Origin of the sequence: Clostridium sp. 7_2_43FAA (assembly GCF_000158375.2) — a bacterium.
Classification (GTDB): domain Bacteria; phylum Bacillota; class Clostridia; order Clostridiales; family Clostridiaceae; genus Clostridium; species Clostridium tertium.
In genome coordinates this window covers 886,756-908,537 of record NZ_JH815222.1, presented here as the reverse complement: position 1 = coordinate 908,537, position 21,782 = coordinate 886,756, and the positions used below count along the sequence as shown (strand labels likewise).

22 protein-coding genes are annotated in these 21,782 nt (G+C 28.2%); 3 read left to right on the top strand and 19 right to left on the bottom strand.

Features of this window, described 5'->3' with window-relative positions; all coding sequences use genetic code 11:
- Window positions 1-123: 123 nt before the first annotated feature.
- The 3 genes from CSBG_RS05860 to CSBG_RS05850 form a co-directional block, all read right to left on the bottom strand.
- A complete protein-coding gene (locus tag CSBG_RS05860) occupies window positions 124-684 on the bottom strand; it encodes a DUF3867 domain-containing protein (RefSeq protein WP_035285078.1) in 561 nt (186 codons plus the stop codon).
- 165 nt (window positions 685-849) lie between these two features.
- Window positions 850-1,902, bottom strand: coding sequence for a spermidine/putrescine ABC transporter substrate-binding protein (locus tag CSBG_RS05855; RefSeq protein WP_008677895.1), 1,053 nt, complete (start codon window positions 1,900-1,902; stop codon window positions 850-852).
- Between the two features lie 192 nt (window positions 1,903-2,094).
- Window positions 2,095-2,343: a hypothetical protein gene (locus tag CSBG_RS05850; RefSeq protein ID WP_008677894.1), complete on the bottom strand. Its 249-nt coding sequence runs from the start codon at window positions 2,341-2,343 to the stop codon at window positions 2,095-2,097.
- A 216-nt stretch (window positions 2,344-2,559) separates the two neighbouring features.
- On the opposite strand from CSBG_RS05850, the gene CSBG_RS05845 reads away from it, so the two are divergent.
- Both CSBG_RS05845 and CSBG_RS05840 read left to right on the top strand, forming a co-directional pair.
- Complete coding sequence (locus tag CSBG_RS05845; RefSeq protein WP_008677893.1) at window positions 2,560-3,909, top strand: putative DNA modification/repair radical SAM protein; 1,350 nt, start codon at window positions 2,560-2,562, stop codon at window positions 3,907-3,909.
- Window positions 3,910-3,922: 13 nt separating this feature from the next.
- The gene (locus CSBG_RS05840) at window positions 3,923-4,660 is read left to right on the top strand and encodes a TIGR03915 family putative DNA repair protein (RefSeq protein ID WP_008677891.1); all 738 of its coding nucleotides are present in this window, start codon (window positions 3,923-3,925) and stop codon (window positions 4,658-4,660) included.
- Between the two features lie 377 nt (window positions 4,661-5,037).
- On the opposite strand, the gene CSBG_RS05835 is transcribed toward CSBG_RS05840, so the two are convergent.
- On the bottom strand, window positions 5,038-5,415 hold the full coding sequence (locus tag CSBG_RS05835) for a RidA family protein (RefSeq protein WP_008677890.1): 378 nt from the start codon (window positions 5,413-5,415) through the stop codon (window positions 5,038-5,040).
- A gap of 272 nt (window positions 5,416-5,687) precedes the next feature.
- Here CSBG_RS05835 and CSBG_RS05830 point away from each other — a divergent pair, with 272 nt between their 5' ends.
- The gene (locus tag CSBG_RS05830) at window positions 5,688-6,710 is read left to right on the top strand and encodes a branched-chain amino acid aminotransferase (protein WP_008677888.1); all 1,023 of its coding nucleotides are present in this window, start codon (window positions 5,688-5,690) and stop codon (window positions 6,708-6,710) included.
- A 285-nt stretch (window positions 6,711-6,995) separates the two neighbouring features.
- Here CSBG_RS05830 and CSBG_RS05825 read toward each other — a convergent pair whose 3' ends face one another.
- The 15 genes from CSBG_RS05825 to CSBG_RS05755 all read right to left on the bottom strand — a co-directional run bounded on the left by CSBG_RS05825 (window position 6,996) and on the right by CSBG_RS05755 (window position 21,676).
- On the bottom strand, window positions 6,996-8,045 hold the full coding sequence (locus tag CSBG_RS05825; protein ID WP_008677886.1) for a helix-turn-helix transcriptional regulator: 1,050 nt from the start codon (window positions 8,043-8,045) through the stop codon (window positions 6,996-6,998).
- A gap of 348 nt (window positions 8,046-8,393) precedes the next feature.
- Window positions 8,394-9,179, bottom strand: a complete 786-nt coding sequence (locus CSBG_RS05820; protein ID WP_008677885.1) for a formate/nitrite transporter family protein — start codon at window positions 9,177-9,179, stop codon at window positions 8,394-8,396.
- Between the two features lie 132 nt (window positions 9,180-9,311).
- Entirely contained in the window at window positions 9,312-10,079 is a 768-nt protein-coding gene (locus CSBG_RS05815) for a sirohydrochlorin cobaltochelatase (RefSeq protein ID WP_008677883.1), read from the bottom strand.
- Window positions 10,080-10,089: 10 nt separating this feature from the next.
- Entirely contained in the window at window positions 10,090-11,370 is a 1,281-nt protein-coding gene (gene hemL, locus CSBG_RS05810) for a glutamate-1-semialdehyde 2,1-aminomutase (protein WP_008677881.1), read from the bottom strand.
- A gap of 4 nt (window positions 11,371-11,374) precedes the next feature.
- On the bottom strand, window positions 11,375-12,343 hold the full coding sequence (gene hemB, locus CSBG_RS05805; RefSeq protein ID WP_008677879.1) for a porphobilinogen synthase: 969 nt from the start codon (window positions 12,341-12,343) through the stop codon (window positions 11,375-11,377).
- 1 nt (window position 12,344) lies between these two features.
- Entirely contained in the window at window positions 12,345-13,832 is a 1,488-nt protein-coding gene (gene cobA, locus CSBG_RS05800; RefSeq protein WP_008677876.1) for a uroporphyrinogen-III C-methyltransferase, read from the bottom strand.
- 5 nt (window positions 13,833-13,837) lie between these two features.
- On the bottom strand, window positions 13,838-14,710 hold the full coding sequence (hemC, locus tag CSBG_RS05795) for a hydroxymethylbilane synthase (RefSeq protein WP_008677874.1): 873 nt from the start codon (window positions 14,708-14,710) through the stop codon (window positions 13,838-13,840).
- A 10-nt stretch (window positions 14,711-14,720) separates the two neighbouring features.
- Window positions 14,721-15,389, bottom strand: coding sequence for an NAD(P)-dependent oxidoreductase (locus tag CSBG_RS05790; RefSeq protein WP_008677872.1), 669 nt, complete (start codon window positions 15,387-15,389; stop codon window positions 14,721-14,723).
- Window positions 15,347-16,552 carry a glutamyl-tRNA reductase gene (hemA, locus tag CSBG_RS05785; RefSeq protein ID WP_008677870.1) on the bottom strand — a complete coding sequence of 402 codons (1,206 nt, stop codon included), beginning with the start codon at window positions 16,550-16,552 and terminating at the stop codon, window positions 15,347-15,349. The genes CSBG_RS05790 and hemA overlap by 43 nt, the downstream gene beginning before the upstream one ends.
- A 224-nt stretch (window positions 16,553-16,776) precedes the next feature.
- On the bottom strand, window positions 16,777-17,739 hold the full coding sequence (asrC, locus tag CSBG_RS05780; protein WP_008677868.1) for a sulfite reductase subunit C: 963 nt from the start codon (window positions 17,737-17,739) through the stop codon (window positions 16,777-16,779).
- An 11-nt stretch (window positions 17,740-17,750) separates the two neighbouring features.
- Window positions 17,751-18,545 (bottom strand): anaerobic sulfite reductase subunit AsrB, encoded by a 795-nt coding sequence (asrB, locus tag CSBG_RS05775; protein ID WP_008677866.1) that lies wholly within the window; start codon window positions 18,543-18,545, stop codon window positions 17,751-17,753.
- A 1-nt stretch (window position 18,546) separates the two neighbouring features.
- Window positions 18,547-19,554: an anaerobic sulfite reductase subunit AsrA gene (gene asrA, locus CSBG_RS05770; protein ID WP_008677864.1), complete on the bottom strand. Its 1,008-nt coding sequence runs from the start codon at window positions 19,552-19,554 to the stop codon at window positions 18,547-18,549.
- Between the two features lie 12 nt (window positions 19,555-19,566).
- Window positions 19,567-20,343 carry a formate/nitrite transporter family protein gene (locus tag CSBG_RS05765; protein ID WP_008677863.1) on the bottom strand — a complete coding sequence of 259 codons (777 nt, stop codon included), beginning with the start codon at window positions 20,341-20,343 and terminating at the stop codon, window positions 19,567-19,569.
- 110 nt (window positions 20,344-20,453) lie between these two features.
- Entirely contained in the window at window positions 20,454-21,146 is a 693-nt protein-coding gene (locus CSBG_RS05760) for a Crp/Fnr family transcriptional regulator (protein ID WP_008677862.1), read from the bottom strand.
- A 131-nt stretch (window positions 21,147-21,277) separates the two neighbouring features.
- Window positions 21,278-21,676: a DUF2871 domain-containing protein gene (locus CSBG_RS05755; protein ID WP_008677861.1), complete on the bottom strand. Its 399-nt coding sequence runs from the start codon at window positions 21,674-21,676 to the stop codon at window positions 21,278-21,280.
- Window positions 21,677-21,782 lie beyond the last annotated feature (106 nt).

The following is a 21,782-nucleotide window of genomic DNA, read 5'->3' as shown; positions in this document are numbered from 1 at the left end:
TTAATAATTTTTACTTATTCATTTTCAATTAATATATTGCACAAAAATAAGGTATGATCATAATCACACCTTATTTATTATAAACTATAATTCTACAAAATAAATAGATTTTTTTTAACAATTTTAGTATTCATAATCTTTTACGTCTTCGCAAATAGAAATTTTTAATGTATTATCATCAATAACCTTTTTATAAGAGCATAAAAAATCATTTAATTCTAAATCATTTAGATCAATTTTACCTGAACTTTTTAAAATAACATTTTCTCCTTCTGTTAATATTCCTACATTATTTTTATCATTTTTTATAAAATAATTATTAACAGTTGTTACTTTAATCCTATCCTTATATTTTTCTTGAAAACTCATTGTTTTTCTTACTTTTTCAATATCTCCTGAACCTGGAATCATATTGTTAAGTCCTAGTGACTTTATTTGTTCTTCTATAGCTGAAGCATCAAATCCATATCTCTCCATTAACTTAGTTTGCATTTTTAGAAACTTATCTTGTGATATATTATTTTCTTCCATATACTCCATCATATTTTTTGTGAAGTCTGACATATTTAATTTTCCAGAAGACATATCATAATATAATGAATATATATATGATTCAAATTTATCTATATCTTTATCATTCACTTTATTTTTTAGCTCATTAAAATCTATAATTTTATCCATAATATACTCAACTCCTATAACTTTAATGGATGTTACTAATATTATACTATTACTATAAACTTTATTCCATTGACTTAATACAATATTAATATTTTTTTAAGAACACTTTTTTAATTTTACATTTTTATTGCTATAATTAAATTTAATTTGTAGAATACAAAAATCTAATTAATTTGCAGCTTTAACTGCACTCCAAACATCTTCATATAGTCTTAACTTTTCTTGTGGTAAATATTTATAAACTTCGCACTTTTCCATAATTTCTTTAGGCATATATGCACCTTCATTATTTTTAACTTCTTCTGGTTGTTCTTCCATAGCTAATTTATTTGGAGTAGTATATCCTATTTCTTCAGCTATTTTATATGCGTTATCTTTGCCACTTACAAAGTTTATAAATTTTTCGGCAGTTTCCTTATCATTTGCATTTGCTGGAATTGCCCATGAATCTAGCCAGTAATTTGCTCCTTCTTTTGGAATTACATATTCTAAATTTTCATTTTCATCAGCTAAAGTTAAACCTTCTCCTGACCATATCATTGCAATTGAAGCTTCTCCTGAAGTCATTAAATCTTTAACTTCATCAGCACCATATTTTAATACTAACGGCTTTTGTTCTATTAATAAATTTTTAGCTTCCTCAAGTTCTTTCTCATTTGTTGTGTTTAATGAATAACCAAGCTTTTTAAGAGCCATTCCTATAGCATCTCTTTGAGCATCTAAAACAAATATTTGTTTTTTATATTTTTCATTCCACATTATGTCCCAGCTATCTACTTTTTCACTAACTAAATCTTTATTATATATTATTCCAATTGTTCCATTCATATATGGCACTGTATAATCATTATTAAGATCATAAGGTTGTCCCATATCACTTTCATTCATTTCCTTTAAGTTTTGAATATTTTCTTTATCAATTTTTTGAAGTAATCCTTCTTGTATCATTCTGTCAGCCATGTAATCTGCTACTAAAACAGCATCCCAGTTTGTTTTTCCTGAAGCTACTTCTATATACATTGTTTCCATATCATCAAAAGTCTTATAATTAACTTTTACGTTATATTTTTCTTCAAATTCTTCTATTATACCTTCTGCTATATTTTCTCCGTAATTTAATACATTTATAGTTTTTCTATTACTTTTTTGACATCCTGCAAATAAAGCAAAAACAAAAATCATACTGCATATTAATGCAGAAATTTTTATAGATTTTCTCATTTATATTTCTTCCTTTCATTTTAAATAATTACTATTTTGCAATAATAATTATAAATGTAATTTTAGTAATTGCAAGTTAAAAATATCCAAGTAGTAATGTATACTATATTACAATCATATTAATACTCTTATTTTTATATTTTAACAAAAAAGTATTAACTACTAAGGTGCAGCTAATACTTTTAGGGAGAACTATATTTCAATTAATTTTGCCGTTACTCCATGTAATTCATTTAATTCTTCTTTTAATTTATTTATTTCTTCTTTTTCATCATGAATTAAATTTAATATTATAATACCTGAGTTTGCACAAGAAGTTTTACTTGCCTCATGTAATCCTAATCTAGTTTGAATTATACATCCATACTTTGTTAATATTTCTTGAACTGTTGGTGCAATAGATACTCTAGGTTCTATTTTTATTGCCATAATAGTAAACATATTGATCCCTCCGTTAACTTTATCATTTTCTATATTATCCCATTTCATCTTTACTTATTCATAAACCATTAAATTATATATGTTGTTATAGGGCTTTAACATTTAACTTAAAAATATAATTACTTTTTGGTATTTAAATAAATTTTTATTACATATTGAAATAAGAACATTTGTTCGGTATAATGTTTTTAAATACTTTTAAGAAGGGTGATATTTATGAATATAGATGAAAAGCTTAATATTCTTTCTGCAGCTGCAAAATACGATGTATCTTGCTCTTCTTCTGGTTCAAAAAGAAAAAATTTAAATAATGGTATAGGCAATGCTGAAAATAGTGGAATTTGCCATAGCTTTACTGCTGATGGAAGATGTATTTCTCTTTTAAAAATACTTTTAACTAATTACTGTATATATAATTGTAAGTATTGTGTAAATGCATCTACAAAGGACGTTCCTAGAGCTATGTTTACTCCTGATGAAATTGTATCCCTTACGATTAACTTTTATAAGAGAAATTATATTGAGGGATTATTTTTAAGTTCAGCAATATTTAAAACTCCAAATTACACAATGGAATTATTATTAAATGTTGTAAAAAAATTAAGAATTGAAGAAAAATTTAATGGATATATTCATTTAAAAGCTATTCCTGGTGCTGATGAAGCCTTAATAAAAGAAGCTGGAAAATATGCAGATAGAATGAGTGTTAATATAGAACTTCCATCCGCATCAAGTTTAAAGTTACTTGCTCCTCAAAAAAACAAAGAAAATATATTATCTCCTATGAGTACTATAAAAAATTCTATACTAGAAAATAAAGATTTAAAGAAAAATATAAAATCAACACCACTTTTTGTTCCAGGTGGTCAAAGTACTCAACTTATAGTTGGTGCAACTCCTGAAAGTGATTATAAGATATTAAACTTATCTGAAAATTTATATAATCGTTTTAACTTAAAAAGAGTTTATTATTCTGCTTATGTTCCAGTAATAAAAAATGATAAAGTACTTCCTAATATTATCCATCCTCCATTAGTTAGAGAACATAGATTGTATCAAGCAGATTGGTTATTACGATTTTATGGCTTTAAGGCTAAAGAACTTTTAAAAGATGAAAATGATAGCTTTGATTTAAATTTTGACCCTAAGACTTCTTGGGCATTATCTAATATAGAGAATTTTCCTATAGAAATAAATAAAGCTTCCTATGACACTCTTCTTAGAATCCCTGGAATAGGAGTTCGTTCTGCAAGAAGGATATTAATTACAAGAAAAGTTCACTCCTTAACATTTGAAGATTTAAAAAAGCTTGGCATAGTGCTAAAAAGAGCAAAGTATTTTATCACTTGCAAAGGTAAGTACTATGGAGATGTTTCTTTTGATGAAGAAAAAATAAGAACAAGGTTACTTTATATGAATAGACCAAAATTAGAAAATGAAAATTCAGAGCAACTTAATTTCTTTGATAATATTTATCCTAAAACATCAAATGGAATTTTATTACCCGAACCAAAGAAAATAATTATGCCTACAGATAAAGTAACTTCTATAACTGGAGAATTCTAAAGGTGGTGATTTTTTGTTAAAAATAATATATGAAGATTCCTTTGAAGGATTCTTAACTGCAATTTATTATAGTTTTTATTGTAAAAACCAAATAGCATCAATCTCTACAAAAGACGAATTAGAAATTAATCTCTTTTCGGAAACTGAATACATAAATGCAGATTTAAATAAATATTCTAAAGTCAAAAACGCTATCGTCTCTAAAATTGATCCTTTAGCATTAAATAAAATTTATAAATTATATTTATCTAATTACAAAAACAAGGGTCTTTTATGCTTTAAATACTTGAAAATTGCATTTAAACTTGGAAGTGATGTTCATAAGTATTTACATTTAGATGCAGTACGAAAACTTGATTTGATTGATAGACGCGTCTCTTTAGAAGGTCATAGGTTTACTGGATTTGTCCGTTTTATTTCTGTAAACGATAATTTTTTATATTCTTCTATTGAACCTGATAATAACATTTTAGAAATTATTTCTCCACATTTTCAAGAACGCTTTAGTAATGAATATTGGATAATACATGACATAAAAAGAAATATTGCTTCAGTTTATAATAAGACTTGCTGGGAAATAAAAGAAATGGATATAGAAATTTATAACGATCTTAAAAACTACAATGATAATTTCCAAGATCTTTGGAAAGGCTACTTTAAATCTACCACAATAAACGAACGAATTAATCCCAAATTACAAAAAAGAATGATGCCAAAACGCTATTGGAACAACCTTACCGAAATAGAGTGAAGAGTTAATAGTGAAAAAGTGAAAAGTAAAGTATGTTTTGTGCTGGAAAATTAAATTTAAATTAGTTCAAAGCACCTTATATTCAAAAATACCTTAAGGACTTTTTCCTAATTTTTTACTTTTTCACTTTTAGCATTATTATAAATGATAAATATAAGTTGGCGAATATAAATAGACGGTGGAATAAACATATAGCAAGCAATTAGAGATACTTGGCGTGGAAAAACTACTACGCCTTAGTATTGCTTAATTGTTTTAACTCAGTGAGTTAACCAAAACTCTTAGCATAGTAGTTTTTCCTAGCCTAGTACTTCTTTGCACAGCTATATAGCTTATGGAACATATCTAGTTATTGTAGCCTTTATGTTTACAATTTATTATACAGTTGCTACTGCTTCTATTTCTATTACGCAATCTTTTGGTAGTCTTGCTACTTCAACACAACTTCTTGCAGGAGGATTTTCATTAAAATACTCTCCATAAACTTCATTTACTTGTCCAAAGTCATTCATATCTTTTATGAAAACTACTACCTTAACTACTTTTTCTAAACTACTTCCAGCTTCCTCTAAAACAGCCTTTACATTTTCTAAAGATTGTCTAGTTGCAGCTTTTATTTCTGTTACAACCTCACCTGTTGCTGGATTAACTGGAATTTGTCCTGATGTAAATACCATCTCCCCTATTTTAATACCTTGTGAGTATGGGCCAATAGCTGAAGGTGCCTTACTAGTTGAAATAATTTCTTTTTGCATTTTACTACACGTCCTTTCTTACTATTTTGCATATAATTTTTTTTAAAACTAATACTAAATATGAGCTTATCAAACTCATACAGGATATCTAAATCAAATTTCAGCATCTCCATAAAGTTTTAGATATCCTTCAATCTAAATATACCTTTTTTTTCCTAAAATTTCAATATGTAATCATTTAAATAAACTTTTATTGTATATTAAACATTTATTAATTTATTAAGTAATGGTACAATTAGAATAATATAGAAACCATGAAGGAGGTAATAAATATGAATAAAGATGTTAATATCGATTGGAGCAATCTTGGCTTTAACTATATTAAAACTGATTATAGATATGTATCAGTTTGGAAAGATGGAAAATGGGACGAAGGTAAATTAACAGAAGATAATATGTTAAACATAAGTGAAGCTTCTACAGCTCTTCATTACGGTCAACAGTGCTTTGAAGGCTTAAAAGCTTACAGAAGAAAAGATGGAAAGATTCAATTATTTAGAGTAGATAGAAATGCACATAGAATGAATGAGAGTACAGCTAAATTACTTATGCCTGAAATACCAGTTGAAAAGTTCATAGATGCTTGTAAGCAAGTAGTTAGAGCTAATGAGCATTATGTTCCACCATATGGTACTGGTGCTACATTATATTTAAGACCATTTATGATTGGTGTTGGAGATAATATAGGGGTTAAGCCTGCTCCTGAATATATTTTCTGCGTATTTGCAGTACCTGTAGGACCTTACTTTAAAGAAGGATTGACACCATGCAACTTTATGATAGCTGATTATGATAGAGCTGCTCCTTATGGAACTGGTGGACAAAAAGTTGGTGGAAACTATGCTGCTTCATTACATCCACATAAAATAGCTGCTGATAGAGGATTTGCAGATTGTATTTATTTAGACCCTGCAACTCACAGCAAAATTGAAGAGGTTGGTGCTGCTAATTTCTTTGGAATAACAAAAAATAATGAATTTATTACTCCAAAGTCACCATCAATTCTTCCTAGCATAACTAAATATTCTCTTATGGATATAGCTAAAGAGTATTTAAAAATGCCTGTATTTGAAAGAGATGTTTATATTGACAATATTGATGAGTTTAAAGAAGCTGGTGCTTGTGGTACTGCTGCTGTTATAACTCCAATCGGCGGAATAGAATATAAAGATAAACTTCATGTATTCCATAGTGAAACTGAAGTTGGTCCTGTTACAAAAGAGCTTTATAGAATTCTTTGTGGAATTCAATTTGGAGATGTTGAAGGACCTGAAGGTTGGGTATTTGAAGTTTAAAATAAGATTTAAGTGGGTGTCTAATTTGAACCGCCCCCTGTCAAGTAGACAGGGGGCGGTTCACCTTTCACTTAATCTAATTCTTATATTTTTGACTTCCTAGTTTTTTGTATAAAAACATAGAAAATTATAAATTAATTTAGCTCATTACAAACAAAAAATGTAATATACTAAATACTCATACTATCACAGAAGCATTAAAAATCTTTCTATCAAAACAAATTACACATGCTCTAAGGAAAATTAATAGTATAGATATCTCATATAGAGCCATTGCTAATTACATTACTTACTATACTTATCTATAATCTCTAGGAATTCCTTATTGTCTTTTAAAAATTCTAGATCATTATCCTTATCATTTTTAAGCGCATTTAAAAACATTGAAATGAAAACCTCATTACTTTCACCTTTAGATTCTTTAGGTTTAATATGTTTATATAATCTAGATTTTGATATATCCCACGGATTTTTCATTTCAGTTATCATTTTCCTTAAAGTAGAAATTAAATTAACTTCATCTTTTTGAACTGAATATAACTGAAAATATGCAGAATAAGAATTGTAATCCCAAAGATCGTATAAACTTGTTGTCTTTTGTATAATCTCAGCAAAATATTTAGCATCCTCATCATGATTTTCTTTCAAGGCAATTTCCATCATAGATATTAATATCATAAAGAGATCAGTTGTCTTGGAAATTAATTTTTGTTCTAAAAGTTCAGCTGCTTTTCCATACTCCCCTGATTTAATATAAAGATTACCTTGAAGCTGATTTTTATCATAAGTAATATTAGGAAGTTTATCAATGCAAGCTTGAGCCTTATCATACTCTTCCCTTCCTAAGTATTTGTTAATTAACATAGAAGTTGCTTGATTAGCTACCTCTATATCATTACTATTTGAAGTTTTTACATATAAATTTTCAATCTCCTTCTCATAGGCATCTATACTTTCAATTGCAAACATAAATAAACTCCCCTCAAGGACAGTTGCTATATTTAAAATTAATTTATCATTATTGGGATACTCATGAATCTTATCCATCGCTTTCTCAAAACCTATATCAAATCCACTACTTCTGATTATCTCAACTAATTCATTTATAAAATGTCCTATTTCAATATCAGTTACGTCTTCTTTAAAGGAAAGCAAAGTATTTAAATCTACTCTTAAAAGCCTTGCTAAAGCTGGCAATATAGTAATATCAGGATAGCTAATCCCCTTCTCCCACTTATTAACTGCAGGCGTTGATACCCCAAGCGCTTCAGCAACTTGCTCCTGCGTCAATCCTTGATCTATTCTTCTCTCTTTTATAATTTCATTTATCTTCATATTAGCCTGTGCTCCTTTATAAATAGTAAATCAAAAGCTTTTGTTACTATTATTTTATCAAGTAAGACATATTACTACAATTGAGTCATTGTTAATTTATTAGTGAGTAAATTAACTGTTAGTTAATATGTTAGTGATATTTCTTAATTATAAATTACTAATATCATCATTAAGCTTTTAGCTAATATCTTACGCCAAGTCGTTATCCATTCTTACCACAATTAAAATAAGGATGGATATCTATCCATCCTTTACTTCTCATTATTCAATCCATTTATAAATATTTATGATTTCTTTTTATAATAATATTGAACTTATAAGGCTAATTACAAATTCTAGTTTAAACTATTATTTTTCTTCCTTACTTCCACTTGTAATATAGTAGTATGGCAATGCTAAAAACAATGCTCCTCCTATAAAGTTTCCTAGTGATACTAAAATAATGTTATATGTATACCCACCTAAAGTTATTGTTGATGGATCAATTAAGTATCCCATAGCTAAAAATCCCATATTAGCTACACTATGTTCAAATCCTGCTGTTATAAATGTAAATAAACACCAGAATATCATTAATATTTTAGCTGTTTCTTCTTTTAACTTATAGCACATCCAAACAGCTAAACAAACTAGTATGTTACATAAAATACCTTTTAATATAAGTTGTCCTGCTGGAGTATTTATTTTACCATAAGCATTATTTACAATAAAATCTCCAATGTATTCACTTTTTCCACTAGTTAAACCAGCTTGTACAAATAATATTGCACCAAGAATCCCACCTAAAATGTTTCCAACCCAACTTGCAAACCAAATTTTTATAGCATCAACCCAAGTTACTGTTTTTTCTAATGCACCCATAGTCATTATCATAGCATTACTTGTAAATAAATCTCCACCTGCCATTAATACTAAACTTAGTGCTACACCAAAAGATGCTCCCATTAGAATTTTATAAGTTTCTATACCATTATGGTGCATAATTCCACCAATAGTATAAATAAGCATAATTCCTAAGCTAACAAATAAACTTCCAAGCATTGAACTTACTAAGTATTTCCCCTTGCTTCTTCTTAGTAACGTGCTTTTAACCTCTGCTGAATGGGCTAAATTATGAATTTCTTTACTGTACATGATACACCCCACAATATTGTTATTTTTTTAACAAGTATTAACATAATACATTGCATTTTTTACTAGCATATTGTACAATGAAAAACAAAGTTTTGCAACGGAAACTTTGTTTTTCATTATTTATATTTAGTTTTATTTTATGTTATTTATGTAGTATTCTCTTATTTCTTTGTATTCTAATAATGCTTTCTTACTACTAGTAACATTTATATTGTGTTCTTTTATTGAGGCTTTCCATGAATTGCATTCTCCAAAAATGTCCTTTTTTATATGGTTTCCAGGTAACATAAGTACTGGAGCTAATGTTATGTTTTTTATATTATCTTTTAATAATTCGGTAATAACATCTTCTCTTCTTATTTCACCTTCTAAGGTTCCTATATATACATTTTTATATCCATGTTCTATAAAAACGCCTTTTAATATGTTATATGCATCTGTATTTATTGTTTTAGAGCCATGTCCTACTAATACTATATTATCTGTTTTCATTAAATTATCTTCCATTGTATTGACTATTAAATTACATGATTCTTTTAAATTTCCATCTTTATTGCTCATAAGAACATTTCCTAAGGTAATCTTAGAAAAAGAGTAATCATATTCTTTAATTGTTTTTTCTATATTGGAATATTCACTGCCTTCAATCACGTGTAAAGGTTGAATATATACTTCTTTATATCTATCATTGCTTAAGTTAAATAGTACTTCTTCTAACCTTGGAACTATCTTACCATATTTATTAAATAATATGTTTGATAATACGCTTGAAGTAAAAGCCTTACAAACATGATATTTCCCATTTACACTTTCTCTTATTTCTTCTTCAAATGCTTCCAACACTTCTAACCCTTCTAAGTTAGCTGTTCCAAAGGAAACAACAATAATTGCTTTTGACATATGCACCTCTCTATTCTATGTTAAATTCTCTAAAAACATCTAAAAATTTATTTATATGCTCTTCTGTGTGAGCAACACTTAAAAATAAAGCTTCATATTGTGATGGTGGTATATTAATTCCATTTAATATCATATGTTTAAAATACTTTTTAAACATAGATTCATTGCATGTTTTCACATCATCATATTTTTTAACTCCTTTCAAATCTGTGAAGAATATAGTAAGCATTCCACCATATCTATTAATTGTCATTGGTATACCTTTTTCTTTTGCAATTTCTAATAAACCTTCTTCTAAAATTGATCCTAGATGATTTATTTTTTCATAATATTCTTCTTTATGTTTTTTCAACTTATTTAAAGTTGCAATTCCAGCTGCCATGACAATAGGATTTCCTGACATAGTTCCAGCTTGATAAACTTCACCAACTGGGGATAAGCATTCCATTATTTCTTTTTTGCCTCCATATGCTCCACAAGGAAGTCCCCCTCCCATTATTTTAGCATATGTTACTAAATCAGGTTTTGCAGCAAATAACTTTTGAGCCCCCTCAAAAGATACTCTAAATCCACTCATAACTTCATCAAATATCAATAGTGCTCCATATTTATCACAAAGCTCTCTTAAAAGATTCATAAAATCTTCTTCTGCTTTTATTACTCCCATATTTCCTGCTACTGGTTCTATAATAACTCCTGCAATATCATCTCCATATTTATCAAATAAAGATTTTATACTTTCTTTATCATTATATACTGCTATAAGCGTATTTTTTATACTATCATTAGGTACTCCTAGTGACCCTGGAATTCCATTTGTTAATACTCCTGATCCAGCTTCAATTAAAAATCCATCAAAATGTCCATGATAACACCCAGCAAACTTTATTATCTTATTCTTTTTAGTATATCCTCTTGCTAATTTTACTGCACTCATAGTAGCTTCAGTACCTGAATTAACCATTCTTATCATATCAATGTTTTCTAAGTTTTTGCATAAGAATTTAGCCATTATTAGCTCTAATTCAGTTGGAGCTCCAAATGCTATTGCACTTTCTGAAGTTTCTTTTATAACTTTTACAACATCTTTATCAGAATGACCTAATATCATAGGTCCCCATGCTAAAACAAAATCTATATATTCCTTACCTTCTTCATCTACTACTATTGCACCTTTTCCACTTTTTATAATTGGAGGCTCCATTCCAGTATTTCTATATGATCTAACTGGAGAATTAACTCCGCCTGGCATATACTTTTTGGACTCATGAAAAATAACTTGATTTCTCATAAAACTAATCCTCCTTTAACCATTTTGCAGCTTCTAATGCATAATAAGTTATTATCATATCTGAACCTGCTCTTTTCATTGAAAGAAGCATTTCTAAAACTACTCCTTTTTCATTGATAAGTCCTACTTCAGCTGCAGATTTTACCATTGCAAATTCTCCACTAACATTATAAGCACAAATTGGTACATTTATTTTATCCTTTGCTCTTCTTATTATATCTAAGTATGACATAGCCGGCTTAACTATAATTATATCTGCACCTTCGTTTATGTCCCACTCTATTTCTCTTATTGCTTCATCTGAATTCGCAGGATCCATTTGATAAGTTTTTCTATCACCAAATTGCGGTGCAGAATGAGCTGCTTCTCTAAATGGACCATAGAAAAATGATGAATACTTAGCAGCATAACTCATTATTGCTACATTTCCATATCCATTTTCATCTAATACATTTCTCATAAAAGCAATTCTTCCATCCATCATATCTGATGGTGCAACCATATGAGCTCCAGCCTTTGCATGTGATAAAGCTATCTTGCCTAATATCTCTAATGTTTTATCATTATCTACTTCACTTCCATTTAATATTCCACAATGTCCATGACTAGTATATTGACACATACATACATCTGTAATTACATATAATTTTTTTGAAAGTTCTCTTACTTTTCTTACAGCTTGTTGTACTATTCCATTGTCATTAAAGCTTTCTGATCCACATTCATCTTTTTCATTTGGCAATCCAAATATAATTACACCTTTTATGTTAAGCCTTTCAACTTCACCTATTATTTCAGGAAGTCTATCTATTGACCAATGATAGTTACCCTTCATTGATGAAATTTCTTCTTTTTTATTTTCTCCTTCAACAACAAAAATAGGGAAAATTAAATCATTTGTACTTAATGTATTTTCTCTTACTAAATCCCTTATTGCTGCATTTGCTCTTAATCTTCTTCCCCTGTTGATCATTTTATTCACCTTTACTTTCTCTATATTTACTATATATTTCAATTATTTCATCTATAAATCCATCTTCAGAATGTTTTTTACACATATGTCCTTCTATGGTGTTTGATTTTAAAGCCTTATATGTTTGAGGGCCTATTGCAATATTATACTTACTTTTAATTTCTTCTATACTAAACATATTTATCATATTATTTACTGTACTAGGACTAGTGTATAATATAAAATCAACTTCTTCAAATACTCTTTTATTTCTTATATCACCACAAACTGTATCATATGTATGTACTCTATCAACATATAAACCTAGTTTTTCAACTTCTTCTTTTAAATATTCTCTACTGCTAGAAGAACAAGGTATTAATACATTTTCCCCTTTAACTAAATGTTGCTCTAAAGCCTTAAATAAGCCTTCTCCAACAAATTCCCTTCCCATTATAAATGCTTGAATTCCTCTTTCTTCCAAAGCTTTTCTAGTTGCTTTACCGACTACCGAGAATTTAGCCTTAAGACTTCTTATATCTATTTTATTTTCTATAATATAGTCAAAAAACATATTAACACCATTTACTGAAGTTAATATTATATGATCATAATTACTTAATTTATCTTTAACAGAATTTAGGTTTTCTTTAGTTTCTTGTATTTTTATAGAATTTATCTCTGTTACTTCTGCTCCTAAATTTCTAAGCTTTTTCTTTAAGTTCGATGCTTGCTCTCGTGATCTTGTTACACATATATTAAGTCCAAAAAGAGGCTTCTTTTCATACCAATTTAGCTTATTATTTAGTTCCACAACATCTCCCATAACAATTATACAAGGAGACTTTAATTTAGCTTTTATTACTTTTTCTTCAATATCTATTAAAGTTCCAACTACTTTCTTTTGTTTTGAAGATGTTCCCCTCATTATTACAGCTACTTTAGTATTTACATCTTTACCATTATTTATTAGCTTTTCGATTATGCTACCTAAATTATTCAAGCCCATCATAAAAACTAATGTGCCTTTTTCTTTTGCTATTGCTTCCCAATTTATATTTAATGTACCCGCAGTCATCCCTGTAATTATATGAAAGCTTTGTGCCATTTCTCTTTGTGTTATAGGAATGCCTGAATAATTCAATACTGATATTGGTGATGTCACTCCTGGAACCACTTCAAATTCTATACCTTCTTCAACTAAAGAAAGTACTTCTTCTCCACCTCTTCCAAAAACATAAGGATCTCCCCCTTTTATTCTTCCTACAGTATGACCTTCTTTAGCAAGTTTTACTAATGTTTCATTTATTTCATCTTGTGTTTTATAATGACACCCAGGTTCTTTACCACAATAATAAATTTCACACTCTTCTTTTAAATAGTTAAGTATATTATTTGAAACTAATCTATCATATAAAACAGCAGTACAATCTTTTAAAACCTCTACTGCCTTTAATGTTAATAATTCTTCATCTCCTGGTCCAGTACCAATTATATAAACCTTACTCATTTTCACTATCCTTCCAAAATCTTTTGTGCTAATTTAAATCCAAGCTCTATATTTTCACTCTTCTTGCCTAGGATATCCTTTTTAATTATTTTTCCACCTACATCAAAAGTACCTATCATATATAAATCATCATTTTTTATCTCAGAGTAAACACCTATTACACTATGGCATCCTCCATTTAACTTTTTCATAAAACTTCTTTCAGCTTCTACCGCTATTCTAACTTCCTTGTTATCTAACTTCTTTAAATAATTGTTGTATTCACCATTTTTTAATGCTTCTATACCTAAAGCACCTTGCCCTATTGCAGGTAAAAATTCTTTAGGATCAAAATAATCTGTTATTATATCCTCCAGTCCCAATCTTTTTATCCCTGCTGCTGCTAAGATTATCCCATCCATATTTTCTTTTTTCATCTTATCTAATCTTGTTTGGACATTTCCTCTTATTGGGACAATATTTAAATCACCTCTTAATTTTTTTAACATTGCAGCTCTTCTTATGCTACTTGTTCCAATAATAGCACCTTCTTTTAAATCCTGAAAATGAATACCATTGCTTGATACAAATACATCTCTAATATCATCTCTTTCAGGTATAGCCACTAACTCAAAATCTTCTGATAATTCAAAAGGCACATCTTTCATACTATGTACTGCTGCATGTGCTTCTTTATTTAAAAGTGCATATTCTATTTCCTTAACAAATAATCCTTTTCCACCTATTTTATCTAATGTTACATCTAGCCTTCTATCACCTTCTGTAACTACTAATAATTTTTTAGCATTTATATTATTTTTTTCTTTAATAAGTTCAATTACTTTATCAGCTTGCACTTGTGCTAACTTACTTTTTCTAGTTGCAATGATTAATTCCATAAAATATCTCCTATAAATTTTTATATATTTTATTTGATACTTCTTTTCCAAAAAACATATCTATTACTAATTTATCTTTTCCCTTTTCATATATGTATTTAAAATCCTCACTACATACAAACTTTATTATATCAACCTTATTTTCTTTTAAAGATTTTGCCTGCTTCCTAATAAAAGATGAATAACCAATAAAATCATCATAATTTTTTAATAGCTCCGCTACTTTATCTGCTATCATAAGTGATCCCTTAGGATTTCCATTCTTCGTATTTACTGAAAAACTTATATTGTTTAGATTTCTTTGTACTGGTGCTACGGCCATTCCCTTTAGATGTTCAGAAGTAAATATGTATATTTTATATTCATCCTCACAATCTTTTTTTATTTCTAAATTTTTATTATAGTCATCTGTTGCTATTATTATTAAATGCTTATCTTTAATAAAATCCTTATAATATTCTCCCTTAATTAAGTTAATATCTTTTAACTTTGAAAATTCCTCAACAAAATCTAAAGATAAAACATCAACATTACAGCCTTTATATATAAAATTTTTGCCTTTTATATAACCAACCTTTCCTCCACCAACTATCCCAATTCTTAATTTTCTCGATATTATAGAAAGATAAGTGTACTCTAAACATTCTTCAGGAATATCTTTTCTAGTATCTTTATACATTTTTCTCCTTGCCCCTTTAGTTGTTCTTCCTTTAAAACTTCTATTGCCCTATTAACATAATAATCTGATGTGCTCTTTATAAGTTTTTGCGCAATTTCTATATCTTTTTTATCATTACATTTATTCTTTAATGTAGTTTGCCTCTCTTTTATAACTTTAGAACTATTTTTTTTCATATCTTGTATAACAGGCGCTATATTTCTTATATCCTTCCAATTAAAGTATTCTTCTATATATGCATTTATAATATCTTTAAACTTTAGCATTCTTTCTTTTCTGAGCTTTTTGTTATCATCATCAATTGAACTTATATCATCAATATCATAAAGATTTACCCTTGTATATTCCTTAACTTTTTCATCAACATCTCTTGGCAATGCTAAATCAAATATTATAATTTTATTTCCATTTTCTTTTATATGCTTTTTTTCTATGATTAAGTGTGGAGCAGACGTACAAGAAACTACACAGTCCATATCATTTATTATGTTTCTCCCATCTTCGTAATTCATTATATTAACTCTTTTATCTTCAATATCTTTGACACTTTCAACTTTTCTAACTACAATATTTAATTCCTTTATATCATTAGAAAGAGCATATTTAACAACTAGTTTTCCTACTTCTCCATATCCTATAACCATAATCCTCTTGGAATCATTTTTTATTGCTTCACTAATTGCAATTGATGCTGAAGAAACTGGAATTTCATATAATTTTCCTTCTGTTCTAAACTTCTTCCCACAAGTTATTGCTTCTTGAAATAACCTTTGTAATTCATGTTTAACTGATCCTAATTCATCTGCTAAATGATATGCATCTTTGATTTGTCCAAGTATTTGATCTTCCCCTAATATTTTTGAATGAAATCCACAAACAACTTCCATTAAGTGTCTTACAGTTTCTTTTTCATTTAAATAAAAACAGTATTCTCTTAAATTAATATCCCAATTTAGTACTTCAAAAATCTTTTTTAATCCTTCTTCGCCTTTTAAAGAACCATTAAAATAAATTTCTGTTCTATTACAAGTACTAAGAATAACAACTTCATCAAAATATTTTATTAACTCTTTTGAATATACTTCTCTTTTTTTTTGAGATAAAGATAATTTTTCTCTTATTTCTACTTCAGTATTCTTTTTAATCCCTAAAAGCTGAATCATAATTTCGCTCCTAAACCATCTTATTAATTCATTTATTTTTATAATAACCCTATTATACTCTTATTACAATTTTTTTGCACATTCCATATACTTAATATTTAGATTAAATTTTAAGACCGCTATAACATAGCGGTCTTAAAGTTTTTGTTATACTAATTTTACATATTTAGCTAATACTTTGTCTAATAGATTATATTAATTTCATTTATAAGTATTTACCTATATTAATATTTTATTCCACTCCAATAGATATTGTCTTTTAGTATAGCTTTATCTGAAAGTTCTACTCCTTCAAGAGCCCACTTTTTAAATTCCATAAATCCTGTTCTATCTACAATATATCCAATATGCTCTTTTCCACCTGGAGCATCTTTAGCAATATATTGTTCAACATATTTATAAGTATTTAATATTATTTTTATAATACTTTCTTCATCCACCCATACTATAAAATCTTCAGCTAATCTTGGATTCTTCTTTCCTGTTCTACCCATTATAGCTAATCTATAATATTTTTCTTTGCTTCTTGTCCATGCTCCTGTTGGACAATTTATAACACATTCTCCACAACCTATACACTTACTATGATCTCTTACTGGTCTATAGTTTTCAGGGTGTAATGCAGCTGTTGATTTTTTCTTACAGGCTCTAACACATGCACCACATGATATACACTTATCTCTATCAAATTGTGGCTCTGTCATTCCTATTATTCCAAAATCGTGCATTCTTGCTTTGATACAGTCATTAGGACACCCTGTTAATGCTATTTTAAAATGTAAATCATTAGGGAATATAGCTTTTTCTATCTTCTTTGCAAAGTTTGTAGTATTATAGTTTGCATATGGACAGACTTTATTACCTATACATGCTGATACGTTTCTTGTTCCCGCTGCTGTATATCCCTTTCCTGGGATTTCTTGATTTATTTCTAATCCTTCTATTATAGGTTGAAGGAGAATGTTAACTTCTTCTATGTCATTCATATCTATACCTGGAATTTCAAATCCTTGTCTTGTTGTTAAATGGACTGTTCCATCACCATATTTATCTGCAATTTCTTGGATTAATCCTAGGTATTCAGCCTTTAAGAATCCACCTGGAACTCTTATTCTTGAAGCTGTTATTCCTCTTCTTTTTGTAACTCTAAAGGCATTTTTTTTCAGCTTTTTAGTATTGATATCCATAGTGTCTCCTCCTAATCTATTAACTCTTTTCCTTTTGAATAATTAAATACAGGTCCATCTAAGCAAATATATGTATCGTCTATTCTACAGTGTCCGCATTTTCCGATTCCGCAACACATCTTTCTTTCTTGAGAAATCCATATATTTTCTTCCTTAATGCCAAGCTTTAAAAACTCTAATACAGTAAATTTCATCATCATAGGTGGTCCAACAACAACTACTTGTACATTTTCCTTATCTTTTATATCAAGCTCTGGAACATATTTTGTTACAAGTCCAACTTTTCCTTCATAACCTTCTTTTGCTCCATCTACTGTTATTATAAGATTCATATTCTTTTCCCAAGCCTTTATATCTTCCTTGAAAAGAATATCTTCTGGAGATTTAAATCCTGAAATAAGAGTAAATCCCTTTGCATCATTTTTATTTTCTGAGAAGTAATCTACAATTCCCTTAACTGGTGATAATCCTGTTCCTCCAGCAACAACAACTACTTCTTTGCCTTTATAGTTGTTAATATCAAATCCATTTCCATATGGACCTCTTAAAAATAGCTTGTCTCCAACATAATTATTAAATATTTCATCTGTTACCTTACCTACTCTTCTTATAGTTAAATCAACATAATTTTCACCTATTCCACTTACTGATATAGGAGCTTCCCCATACTTTGGAAGTGATACTTCAAAGAATTGTCCTGGTTTTACATCTCCCTTAAAAGCCATTCTAAAAGTATATTCTATTTCTGTATGCTTAATAACTTCTAATATTTCTGATATAAATGGTATATATTCGTTTGTACTCATATTACTTCACCTCTTCCATAGCCTTTTCTAATTTATTAACACAATTTGAGAATGAAATATATTCTGGACATGCATCATCACATCTTCCACAACCTACACACATATGATATCCCCATCTCTTTTTGTAATCATAAACCTTATGAAGAACTTTAAATCTCATTCTTTGTCCTTTTTCTTTTCTAAAACTATGTCCTCCAGCCATATCTGTATAGCCATCAACTTGGCATGAAGCCCAAACTCTTCTTCTTTCTCCTGCTTTTCCATTATCTTTGTAGAATATATCTTGCATTGTGAAGCATGTACAAGTTGGACAGACAAAATTACATCTACCACAAGCTATACATCTTTCTGAATACTCATCCCATACCTTTGAATTCATAACTTTTAATTCTAAATTGTTTGGTATGTTAACTTTAATATCATTACTTTCAACAAAATCTGGAGTTACATTTATTGATTCATTATTTAATTTATTAAATACACCTTCTAATTCTTCATCTTTTATATCTAAATACACTTCTTTACCAGATTGTTTAACATATGCATTATATTCATCAGTTTTATTTGTTTCCATACTAACACAGAAGCAGTTTTCAAAGCTTTTTTCACATCCCATTAAAACAAACTTAGCTTTTTCTCTTAACTTTTTATAATATGGGTCTTCAAATTTATTTCTTAAATAAATATCATCTATTCTTCTTAATGAATGCATATCACAACTTCTTAGAAAAATTAATATAGATTTTTCATCAACATTTGGTTCTTTTATTTCATCTTCTGTAAAGAAAAATACTGTTTGTGTTATTGGAAGTAAAACTTCCTTATATGAAAATTGTGATTTTTTATCAAATTCTATTTCTTCAATCTTTGATATCTCACCATATCTAACAATATCAGTATCTGAAAAAGTTCCCTTTCCTTCAAAAACCTTTGGTGCATATATCTTATATTTTTTTGATAGTTCTTTTAATCCCTTATTAAACTCTTCTACTTTAAGCTTATATCCCATCTTAAACACCTCTTAGTTTACTTTTTTCTTTCTAGATATTATGTAATAAGGTATTGCCATAAATACAATTCCTCCAACCATATTACCTAATGTTACCATTATAATATTATAGGCATATCCACCTATACTTACAGCAGCACCAGCTGGTGAAAGTAATCCTATTGTTAATAAAGTCATATTTGCAACACTATGCTCAAACCCTGCTGTTATAAAAACAAATAAACACCAGAATATCATTATCAGCTTCGATGTTTCTTCTTTACATTTAAAGCTACACCATACAGCCAAACAAACTAACATATTACATAATATTCCTCTAAAAAATAAATCACTTGCTGGTAAAGACATTTTAGTAGCACTAGTCTTTGCTATGAACTCTCCAACTGGACCATTAGCTAATCCAGCCATAAAAAACAACGTTCCTGCAAGTATTGAACCTGTTAAGTTTCCAATAAAACTTACTATCCAAACTTTAATAGTATCTAGCCAAGAAACCGTCTTATTTAATGATCCAACAGCCATCACAAAATTATTTCCTGTAAATAATTCAGATCCTGCAAAAATTACTAGACTTAAGGCAACTCCAAATGATAATCCCATAACAATTTTTGTTGCAGGTGAATTAGCCGAACTAAGTAACCCTCCGATTGTAAAAATTAACATAATACCTAATCCAACGTAGATACCTGCTAGCATTGAACTTATAAAATACCCTAGCTTATTAGTTTTTAAAAGTTCAACCTTTGCTTTAGCAGCAGATGCAACTTTATTAAACTCTTCATTGAACATCTTTTTCTCCTCTCGCAATTGTTATTATTATCACAATCTTTATGCTTAAATTATAAATGCTAATAAAAATAAAAACTGTGACTTTCATCACAGTTTTTATTTTTATTTTATTATGATATTCCCTTGAAAAATTTAGCTAATTTATCTTTATCTTTTATTTTTATTTTTTTCTTTTCATATATTATCAAATCATTTTCTTGAAGTATCTTTAAAGCTCTAGATATAGTTTCTCGTGGTGCTCCAAACATATCTGCTAAATAAGTTATACTTATGTTCATATCTATCACTGTTCCATCTTCAACTTCTATTCCGTAATCCTTAGATAACTTCCATAACTTTGCTGCTACCCTTTTTTCAACCTTTATAGGAGTGGAATTCTTTAACTGCCTATATAATCTTCTTACTTTTATACTTAATGATGAGATTACTATTTTAGTCAATTCAAAATCATTCATCATAATTTCTTGAAACTTCATTCTATCAAAAGATAGAACTTCTGCTTTTTCAAATACTTCACAGTTTATAGAGGCTGGCAAATCATCTAAAACTACTGCATTAAGTATAGATTCCTTACCTAATATAAATATTATCTTTTTTTGAGCCGATTCATTTAATTTATAAAGTGCAACCTTTCCGCTATATACTATATAAACTTTATTAATTTCATCCTTGTCTCTAAATATATGGCTACCTTTTAAATAGCACTTACTTTCTCCTAATTCAGATAGTGAATTTATTGTAGCCTGATCCAAATTATTAAATAACTCCATTTTTCCTAATTGACATTTTACTAACTCTTTCATATATACGCACCATTCCTATAATTAAAGTACTTATATTTAAACTATATATTAAATTTTATAAAAGTGCAAAAATAAAGGAGGAATCATCCCCCTTTATTTTTACCATACTTTTTAATAATTATTATAACTTGCTATTCTTTTATTGATTTATTGACTATAACTACAAACCATATCATTGCAATTCCAATCATAGCATGTCCAAGTCCAGCTATATGGCTTAATCCAGCAAAGTCTGTTCCTAACACTTGCATTATCCCTCTAGCTGTGAAAGTTCCTAAGACATATATTAATGATACATTATAAAGTACCAACCATTTGCTAAAATGTTTTATCTTAGATAATCCAAAATTTTTCTCTAAAAGTAAAACTAAAATAAAGAAAATAAATCCTAATGTGATTGAATGAGTATGTACAACTGATAATACAGTTTTTCCTTCAAATCCATTAAACTTTGTAAATTCTCTATAAAATACTCCCATTACTAACCCTAAAACTAAATAAAATGTTGCAAAATTAAAATATTTTTTCATATTATACCTCCTAAATTAATATAAATTGTTAATTAATAATAATTATATAATAAAGGCTATAGTCATAAATTTCAACCCTTATTAAATATATAAAAAATAATAAAGC